Source organism: Alcanivorax sp. HI0083, from assembly GCF_001635175.1.
On record NZ_LWFX01001096.1, the window covers coordinates 1 to 8556 of the forward strand.

Here is an 8556-nt window from a genome sequence, read left to right on the forward strand (position 1 = left end):
CCCCTCCTCATCGGTGGGGAAAAACGACCAGTAATTCATGGCATCACCAAAAGCGGCATAGGTAATGTTGTTGGTGGTCAGGGCAAAGGTGTCGAGGGCCAGCAACACTTCGCCCTGAGCCGCATCGGCCATGGCCTCGTCCTGTAACTGGCTGGCTCCCAGGTTGGCCTTGTCGGTGAGCAAACGGGCAGTGGTATTTTGCGTCATAATGATCTCCGTTGACGGGCTCTCAACGAGCCGGTTTCACTGAGATTCATGCTAACAACCCCGCCACCAGTACGGGTTCGGATTCATTTATGGGCAAAGATCGCACCGACAAATCGCTGCCGCAGCCCCACAAGCGGCCATCCCAGGCCCGGGCAAAATTCACGGTGGATTCGCTGTACGAGGGATTTGTTCGGATTTGGCGCCGTGATGGCCCGGAGGCCGCCACCACCCGCGCCATTGCAGAAGAGAGCGGTTATGCCGTCGGCACCCTGTACGAGTATTTCCCGAATCGCACAGCCTTGCTCTCAGGGTATGTGCGCCACTGCATGGAACAGCTCTGCAGCGATCTGGCAGCAGCCAACACCGCCCTGGCAGGAGAGCCATGGGAAACGCGATTGCGCAAACTGGTCCGCCTGACACTGGATGAAGACGGCCAGGCTCCGTATTTTGACCGCGAGATGCTGGAACGGGAAAACCAGATCGCCAGCGACGCCCGCCATCGACAGATTTTTCAACACCTGGCGCGGACCTGGTCACACTGCATCGCCCAGTGGGAGGATTTTCCCGGGCCCGTGGATGACACGGTGATCGATATTCTGCTGCTGACCTTGTGGGGCGGGCGTCGTTACAGCTTTCTGGTGGATGCAGGCACACCCGACCAGCGCGGGGAACTGAGTACACGCATGGCCCGGGCCCTGCTACTCCCGGAGGAATAGCCGGGCAGCCGGTCCAGATTCAGCTCAGCCCGGCGGCCAGCTGAAGGCGCGACCACCCAGCACATGCACATGCAGGTGGAATACGGTCTGGCTGGCACCCGCACCGTTGTTCACGTTCAGACGGAAATCCTCCAGCCCTTCCTGCCCGGCCACCTGACTGGCCACCAGCAACAGATGACCCAGCAGTGCCTGGTCGGCCTCTTCAGCATCGGACAGCTTGGCAATCGGCTTCTTGGGAATCACCAGAAAATGGGTGGGCGCCTGGGGATTGATATCCCGAAAGGCCAGGCACTGGTCGTCTTCGAAGATGATATCGGCCGGAATTTCCCGGTCGATGATCTTGGAGAAAAGCGTTTCAGCCATAATTGCTCTCGGTTGGGTCAGCGGAAAAGCCACGTCGGAACCCCGTAGCCATGTCACAGCATGTGCACTTTACTGTGCAACCGGTGTGCCCCGGTTCACAGCTACTACGATAACTGCTCGTAAAATGTCCGCAGCAAGCGCTGTGCACCTTAGCGGCAGCCCAGAATAATGGCATTATAGTGACCTGTCGAAACCCATCATTATCAACCGGAACAGCATGGCCACTCTTTTTGTCGAAAATTTAACCGTCGCCGATTTCTCCTACCTGCACCCCAAGCGCGGCATGGTGGGTGAATCCTGGCTGGTGGACCTGGAACTGAGCGGCGACCTGGATGATCAGGGCATGGTCTTCGACTTTGGTCACATCAAGAAGCGCATCAAGCAGATCATCGACGACAGCGTGGATCACCGCCTGCTGGTTCCCGTGGATAATGACCAGACCACCATCGCCGAACGCGATAACGCCACCAGCCTGGAATGGGTTTACCGGGGTGGCACCATCCGCATGGTGGCGCCCAGCCAGAGCCTGCTGCTGATGCCTGGCCCGGAAGTGTCCAAGGCCAGCCTGACCCTGTACCTGATGGAGCTGATCCAGACCGTGGTACCGGCAAATGTGGCGGAAGTACGCGTGGTACTGCGCGAAGAAGATACCGGCACCGCGCCGTTCTATCACTATTCCCATGGCCTGAAAAAGCACGACGGCAACTGCCAGCGCATTGCCCATGGGCATCGCTCCAGCATTCACATTTTCGAGAATGGCCGGCGCAGCCGTTACTGGGAAAAGCTCTGGGCAGACCGCTGGGAAGACATCTACCTGGGCACCGAGGAAGATCTGGAAGGCACCTACTACATCGACGAAATTCCCCACCACCGGTTCCGTTACGATGCCGAGCAAGGACATTTCGAGCTGGTGATCCCGGAAGACCATTGCTACATGGTCGATACGGACACCACCGTTGAGCAGCTGGCCGCCCATATTGCTGCCCAGCTGGCCGATGAAGCCCCCGGCAAACATTTCCGGGTCCGCGCCTTCGAAGGCGTCGGCAAGGGCGCCATTGCCGAAGCCGGCGAGAACCTGCCCGGCAAGACCCACAGCAGCTGGCTCAGCGGCGCCTCGGTGATCTGACAGGACGCTGCAAGCAACAAGCGTCAAGCTGCAACGAGGGTTGGGGGCGCTGCGACACGTTAACCACTCTGCCCGCGAAAGATCAGTTGAAAGTTCAAAGTGAAAAGTTGAAAAGGAAAACTGGACTTTTCCCGTTTCCCCATCCCGGCTTGTAGCTTGTGGCTATTCTTCTGCCAGAATTCGCTCTGCTTCTTCCTGAATCAGCCGCCGCAGCCAGCGATGTGCCACGTTGTGGTGCAACAGCGATGACCAGGCCATTTTCAATTCAAACTCGGGAATATCAAACGGCGGTTGCTTGATCAGCAGACGTTCGTTCTGGGCCTGCATGCGCGCCACCCGGCTTGGCAGTGTGGCCACCAGGTCGTTATTCATGGCCAGCAGGGCCGGCATCTGGTAATGGCGGGTGAAAATACTGATCTTGCGGCTTTTACCCAGTTGCTCCAGGGCATGATCAATCCACCCCAGCCCACCGAGCTTTTCCGGGTTCATGCCGAACCCTACGCCAAAACCGGTTTTCGACACCCAGATATGCTGGGCGGACAGATAACTGTCCAGATCAAAGCCCTTGGCAATGGGATTATCCCGGTTGAGCAAACAGGAAAACGAATCCTTCCACAGGCTCACCTGGTGAAACGACCCCGGAATTTCGTTAAAGCGGTTTACCGCCATATCGACCCGGCCCTGCTCCATGTCCTGGTAGCTCACATCCGACGGGGTCAGGAAATCCAGCACCACATTGGGGGCCTCGGCGCGCAGGCGACGAACAATATGCGGCACCAGGGTGGCTTCCGCATAATCGCTGGTCATGATCCGGAACACCCGGCGACTGTCCGCCGGCTGGAACACATCCTCGGGCGTGAACAACTGCTCCGCCTGGGAAAGAATTTGCCGCACCAGGGGCCGCAGCTCCTGTGCACGTTCCGTGGCGGTCATGCCATCGCTGGTACGAATCAACAACGGATCACCAAACAACTCACGCAACCGCTTCAGGGAATTACTCATCGCCGGCTGGGTAATCCCCAGTTGCTCGGCTGCCCGGGTCACATTCTGCTCACGCAGAAGCACATCCAGATACTTGAGCAGATTCAGGTCTGCCGCACCAATATTCATTAAGTGAATAGCCGCCAATTTTTATATCAGTAGTATCAATTGTAGCACTGCCTGATACTCACTGGCACCGTGCACCAGATCACACAGGCACGACGATTCTCCGTGTAAAAAAACTTTTACTTAGCCTAGTGTTAACCGTGTCTCTATTTCGCCATTACTGGCACGCTGCCAGTATCGCCTGGAGGCAAAAAAATGCGTAAGGTCTAAAGCTTGTGTCCAGATAACAGCACAGCCTGCTCTGTTGTCATAGGCCGGCCAGCCTCACTCGCCAGCCCCATGTAAGCAGGCGTGATTCAGAGGTTACTATGACAAGCAACGCAACCACGCGAACCGAGAAGTTCGTGGTTCGTTTTCCCTGCGGTATGCGAAACGAGGTCGCGCAAGCGGCCAACCACAGCCATCGCAGCATGAACGCGGAAATTATTGCCCGGCTGGAACATAGCCTGAAGAACTGGCCGCATACCCTGCCCCATGGCGAAGCAGCGGTGCCGCAAGGCGGCGAAGAAGCTTTCCTGCTGGAGCGCTTTCGCCAACTGCCACAGGGGAAACAACAGGCACTGTTGGCGCTGTTGGATTAGATTCACCGTGCAGGGCTAACCACAATCGTCCTTTTGTCCTTACAATACACCGCTGGCCACCTGCCCATTATCGATATGACAGTACTTTGCACTATGATGTAGTGCATGCTGCTCACGCACGCAGTCACCGATTCATGGACGGAAAGGAGCCTTTACGGCCGTGACCGCAAACCAGAACCATACCCCACTGCCAACCGGCAGCGATATTACGTTACCGTGGCACCTGCGCCTGCCCAAACCGCTGGAAAAGGATTTTCGCCTCTATTTCCGGGCAAGCGTGGCCAAAGTCATGCCCTGGGCGTTGGCACTGGTGGCGTTCCTGATTGTCTCCGCCATGTTTATCGAGTCGCGAATTTCTCCTGACGTTCTCAACATGTCCTGGCGCCCGCGGCTTTTCACCTTGATGCTCACCGGCGGCTGTCTGGTATTAATCCGCAAGCCACAATGGCGTAACTGGCTCCACGAAGCCACGCTGGTACTGGCATTCGCCATTGCCCTTACCGGCAATTATCTAGGGGCCATAGTCGAGCACCCCCTGGCCTACACCTTCTTTTTCCACACCCCACTGGCTATCCTGATGATCTGCATCCTGATACGGGTGCCATTCTATGCCGCACTGATTAGCTCCGTGGTAATGATTGGCTGCATGATTTTCAGCCTGCAACTCAGTTCCGGTCGGCAGCCCTTTGAACCATCCACCTTGGTGCTGGTCTCGCTGGCCTTTACAAGCATGAGCTTGTTTGGCCAATACGTGTATGAACGTCTGTTGCGACAGCATTTCCTTTCCGAACACGTACTGTTCCAGCACAGAAACGAATTACACTCAGCCAATCTGGTACTGGAAAATCAGGCCACCGTCGACGGCATGACCGGCTGCATCAATCGCCGGGGCATGGAAAGCCGCCTGAGCCACCTCTATCACAAGCTGAACCAGAACAACCCGGATGCCCCGGAACGCATCACCCTGATGCTGTTCGATATCGACTTCTTCAAGCAATACAACGATACCTATGGCCACCCGGCGGGCGATGAGTGCCTGAAAAAAGTGGCCGGCGTCCCTCTGGGAATGGTGCAAAGCGATACCGATTTCGTGGCTCGCTACGGTGGCGAGGAATTTGTCATCACCCTGACTGACTCCAGCTTCAACGATGCGCTGGTTTTTGCCGAACGTATGCGTAACCGGGTCGAGCAGCTGGGCCTTCCCCATAGCGGTTCCCGGGTCAGCCAGGTGGTGACCATCAGTGTCGGGGTCGCCTGTTCGGACGGCACCGCAGAAGACGGCGCTCAGCTATTGAAAATGGCCGATGAAGCGTTGTATCAGGCAAAAGGTGCCGGCCGAAACCGGGTAGCAATGATGAGCAATCAGGGTGTGGTGGAAATGCTCAATTAGTCGCTGCCGGCGGAAAGCAAGAGGCCGCGCTCCTGGAGCGCGGCCTCTTTCGTTAACTGACCGACGGATCGCAAATTCAGGCGGCAAGCCCTTCTGCCGGACCGAAGAACTCGTAATGGATATCCGCATCGTCCACGCCTTTTTCCTGCAGCACGCCATACAGGGCTTTCAGCATGGGGACCGGACCGCAGAAGTAATACTCCGCGCGACGCTCTCCCACCAACTGATCCAGTAATGCTCGATCCAAAAAACCGGTGCTATCAAAACCACCCTGCGCCTTATCCTGCGCTGACGGTTCGCTGTAACGGACATGGCAATGCAGGTTGTCATGGCTATCCGCCAGCTTCTGCAGCTCCGCAGCAAAAGGCCGAACGGCTCCATTCTGGGCACACTGAATAAAGATCACTTCACGGCCCTGTTGGCGAGCCAGCGCCCCATGCAGCATGGAAAGCAGCGGCGTAATTCCCACACCGCCAGCCACCAGCACCAACGGAACGCCGTCACCAGCGGCATCGGCCAAGGTAAACTCTCCACAGGGAGGCGCCACCTCCAGCACATCGCCTTCCTGAATATGCTCATGAATATAACCAGAGCACACACCATGGGGGGCCTCGTCAGCTGTTGCCAGCTCCCGTTTCACACTGATTCGATAATGACTTTCACCCGGTGCACAAGACAGGCTGTAGTTGCGCATTACCGGCTGGCCACCGGGTGGCGTCACCCGCACGGTAATGTACTGGCCAGGCTGGTGCGGCTGCAGCGCCTCACCGTCCTGACGAGCCAGGTACAGGGAAACGATGTTCTCGCTTTCAGCCTCACGACGGGCAACGACAAAAGGCTTGAAACCCTGCCAGCCGAACGCCTCCTTTTGATGCTGGTACAGCGTATTTTCACGGCCAATAAAGATATCTGCCAACGCCCCATAGGCCGCCGCCCAGGCATCAATAATTTCCGACCTTTCATCAATTCCCAACACTTCCTGAATGGAGGCCAGCAAATTGGCACCAACAATCGGATAGTGCTGCGGCTGAATCCCCAGGGAAACGTGCTTCTGGGCAATCAGCTCCACGGCATCTGCCAGCGCGGCCGGATTGTCCACGTGCTGGGCATAAGCACAGATAGCCCCCGCCAGAGCACGTTGCTGGGTGCCAGCCTGTTGATGGGCCGGGTTAAAAAAGGGCCGCACCTCCGGGTTCCCCCGGAACATACGTGCATAGAAATGCCGGGTAAGTGCCTCTCCATTTTCCTGAAGCACAGGCACGGTTTGTTTGATAACAGCCAGTTGATTCCGGGTAAGCACGGCGTGACTCCTGTTGATGACCATTAATAGGCATTTTACATGCCTCTTTTAAATAGGCATATTAGATACTCATTTTCTGCAGGTCAAGCCATGCAACTCACAACACATACGGATTACGCCCTGCGGGCCCTGATCTATCTCAGCCTGCGGCGTAACGAACACCCGGCCACTGTCCAGGAAATTGCCGATGCGTATCACATCTCCAACAACCACGTGGCCAAGGTCGCACAGACACTGGTGCAGCTGGGTTATGTGCAAAGCTTAAGAGGGCGAGGAGGCGGCCTGGTGATGGCGAAATCCGCGCAAGAGGTCAATGTGGGGGAGCTGGTGCGGCAAACAGAAAATCTCAAACTGCTGGACTGTTTTGGCACGGAATCGTCATGCCCGATAGATCCCGCCTGCAAGTTGAAGCAGGCATTGGGAAAAGCACAGTCAGCTTTTCTTCAGACTCTGGATCAGTACACCCTGGCAGACTTGACTGGTAACACTGGTGAACTGCGCATCCTGCTAAAACAGACTTAAATCAGGGCGCGCAAGGCGCCCTGTCGCCATTATTTACTGGCTCTTTTTTCCCGTCGTTTCTCTTTCAGGGTTTTTTGCGGCTTTTTCTTCTCTTTTTCCTTACTCATAACGCTTTCCTTTCAAGCTGGTTTCATATTTTCCGTCTTGTTTTACGGTTAAAACATGCAAGGCCGATCCCTCCCTATTGCATTAACGCTATTCACTTCTCGTCTAATTTCTTCACTTTCAATAACAGATAGCGATGCTCGTAGCCGAGAAACGCCACGTTGACCACCTCGCCGGGGAACGCGCCCAACAAAGCTGCCCCCAGCGGCGAAAGCACAGAAATATCCCTTTCCCCCAGCATCGGCTTCCCGGACGGCGCCAGGGTGAAGCACATCTGCTCTTCGTCTTCAAAACTGAATAGCGAGACACAATCACCTACCGCTGCAGCGGCAAGACCGTTCCCAACTCCACGCAACATTTCTATTTTCTCCATCACTTCCATAAGCCGGACCGGCGAAAGAAAGAACAGGGGGTTCCTGGCTAAATAGCGTTTCCCATAGCCATAGCGACACAACGACAAACGCTCCATAAGCGCAGCCATACACGGTTCACCAAATTGATAAAAAGGGATATCGATCAATATCGACAGAAGGGGGAGATAGCCGGGCAAGCGCCGCCCGGCTTAAACCGGAAAGGTAGGGAGAAAATCCATCCAGAGAGAAAAAAGGTAAAACACAGCAACACTCCTGCATTTATTTTTACCGACAACAGGGACAACCATAGCCGGAATAATAAATATAGCAAGCCTGCCCTGAAGAAGGCGCGATTAAACCCGTTTATTGATTTTTCTTACGTTGAAAGCGGATATGCCGTGAGCGGGTCTCCCGAGAAGAAATCGCACCAGTATGAGCACGGATAATATCGCTACGGGTCAGTATCCCCAGCACTTTCTCCGACTCCTCACTCGCCGTGATTACCACACGCCCCACCCCGTTTCTCACCATATGGTCAGCGGCGTCACGCAGGGTCTTGTCCGGGGTTATTACCACAGGCGCCCGACGCACGATATCCGCCATATTCATTTCCCCGGACGCATCCAGCTGCCAGATGTCGCGGCGTGTCACCACACCTTGCAGCACCCCCTGGCTGTCTACCACCGGAAAGCCCTGGTGATGGGTGGTCGCGGCATCGTCCTGAAGCCATTGCTGTACCTCGGCAAGGGTTTGTTGCGCATTCAGAGTAACAACCTTGGTGCTGAA

Annotated in this window: 11 protein-coding genes; 5 read left to right on the plus strand and 6 right to left on the minus strand. The window is 56.0% G+C overall.

The annotated features are described in order from the left end of the window. Positions 1-207, minus strand: a 207-nt coding sequence (locus A3754_RS14875) for a DUF2855 family protein (protein ID WP_156497011.1), incomplete at its 3' end; no start/stop codon positions are given. Positions 208-296: 89 nt separating this feature from the next. Here A3754_RS14875 and A3754_RS14880 point away from each other — a divergent pair. Further along, positions 297-923 carry a TetR/AcrR family transcriptional regulator gene (locus A3754_RS14880; protein ID WP_063520325.1) on the plus strand — a complete coding sequence of 209 codons (627 nt, stop codon included), beginning with the start codon at positions 297-299 and terminating at the stop codon, positions 921-923. A gap of 24 nt (positions 924-947) precedes the next feature. Here the strand turns inward: A3754_RS14880 and A3754_RS14885 are convergent, their stop codons facing one another. Beyond that, positions 948-1286: a histidine triad nucleotide-binding protein gene (locus A3754_RS14885; protein ID WP_063520326.1), complete on the minus strand. Its 339-nt coding sequence runs from the start codon at positions 1284-1286 to the stop codon at positions 948-950. A 217-nt stretch (positions 1287-1503) separates the two neighbouring features. Between A3754_RS14885 and A3754_RS14890 the strand changes: the two genes are divergently transcribed. Then, positions 1504-2412, plus strand: a complete 909-nt coding sequence (locus A3754_RS14890; RefSeq protein WP_063520327.1) for a 6-carboxytetrahydropterin synthase — start codon at positions 1504-1506, stop codon at positions 2410-2412. A 162-nt stretch (positions 2413-2574) separates the two neighbouring features. Here A3754_RS14890 and A3754_RS14895 read toward each other — a convergent pair whose 3' ends face one another. Further along, positions 2575-3522: a LysR family transcriptional regulator gene (locus A3754_RS14895; protein WP_063520328.1), complete on the minus strand. Its 948-nt coding sequence runs from the start codon at positions 3520-3522 to the stop codon at positions 2575-2577. A gap of 305 nt (positions 3523-3827) precedes the next feature. Here A3754_RS14895 and A3754_RS14900 point away from each other — a divergent pair, with 305 nt between their 5' ends. Together A3754_RS14900 and A3754_RS14905 are read left to right on the plus strand one after the other, a co-directional pair. After that, complete coding sequence (locus A3754_RS14900) at positions 3828-4100, plus strand: Arc family DNA-binding protein (RefSeq protein WP_063520329.1); 273 nt, start codon at positions 3828-3830, stop codon at positions 4098-4100. Between the two features lie 160 nt (positions 4101-4260). Then, complete coding sequence (locus A3754_RS14905; protein ID WP_063520330.1) at positions 4261-5490, plus strand: diguanylate cyclase; 1230 nt, start codon at positions 4261-4263, stop codon at positions 5488-5490. Between the two features lie 76 nt (positions 5491-5566). Here A3754_RS14905 and hmpA read toward each other — a convergent pair whose 3' ends face one another. Next, a complete protein-coding gene (hmpA, locus tag A3754_RS14910) occupies positions 5567-6790 on the minus strand; it encodes an NO-inducible flavohemoprotein (RefSeq protein ID WP_063520331.1) in 1224 nt (407 codons plus the stop codon). 90 nt (positions 6791-6880) lie between these two features. Between hmpA and A3754_RS14915 the strand changes: the two genes are divergently transcribed. After that, entirely contained in the window at positions 6881-7312 is a 432-nt protein-coding gene (locus tag A3754_RS14915) for an Rrf2 family transcriptional regulator (protein WP_063520332.1), read from the plus strand. Positions 7313-7511: 199 nt separating this feature from the next. Here the strand turns inward: A3754_RS14915 and A3754_RS14920 are convergent, their stop codons facing one another. Beyond that, positions 7512-7967, minus strand: a complete 456-nt coding sequence (locus A3754_RS14920) for a GreA/GreB family elongation factor (protein WP_231880642.1) — start codon at positions 7965-7967, stop codon at positions 7512-7514. 166 nt (positions 7968-8133) lie between these two features. Further along, on the minus strand, positions 8134-8556 hold a 423-nt coding region (locus A3754_RS14925; RefSeq protein ID WP_156497012.1), incomplete at its 5' end, for a CBS domain-containing protein.

Bases quoted from the DNA above. Each gene is read 5' to 3' on its own strand.
- A3754_RS14880 (WP_063520325.1), top strand. From the start codon at position 297: ATGGGCAAAGATCGCACCGACAAATCGCTGCCGCAGCCCCACAAGCGG.
- A3754_RS14885 (WP_063520326.1), bottom strand. From the start codon at position 1,286: ATGGCTGAAACGCTTTTCTCCAAGATCATCGACCGGGAAATTCCGGCC.
- A3754_RS14890 (WP_063520327.1), top strand. From the start codon at position 1,504: ATGGCCACTCTTTTTGTCGAAAATTTAACCGTCGCCGATTTCTCCTAC.
- A3754_RS14895 (WP_063520328.1), bottom strand. From the start codon at position 3,522: ATGAATATTGGTGCGGCAGACCTGAATCTGCTCAAGTATCTGGATGTG.
- A3754_RS14900 (WP_063520329.1), top strand. From the start codon at position 3,828: ATGACAAGCAACGCAACCACGCGAACCGAGAAGTTCGTGGTTCGTTTT.
- A3754_RS14915 (WP_063520332.1), top strand. From the start codon at position 6,881: ATGCAACTCACAACACATACGGATTACGCCCTGCGGGCCCTGATCTAT.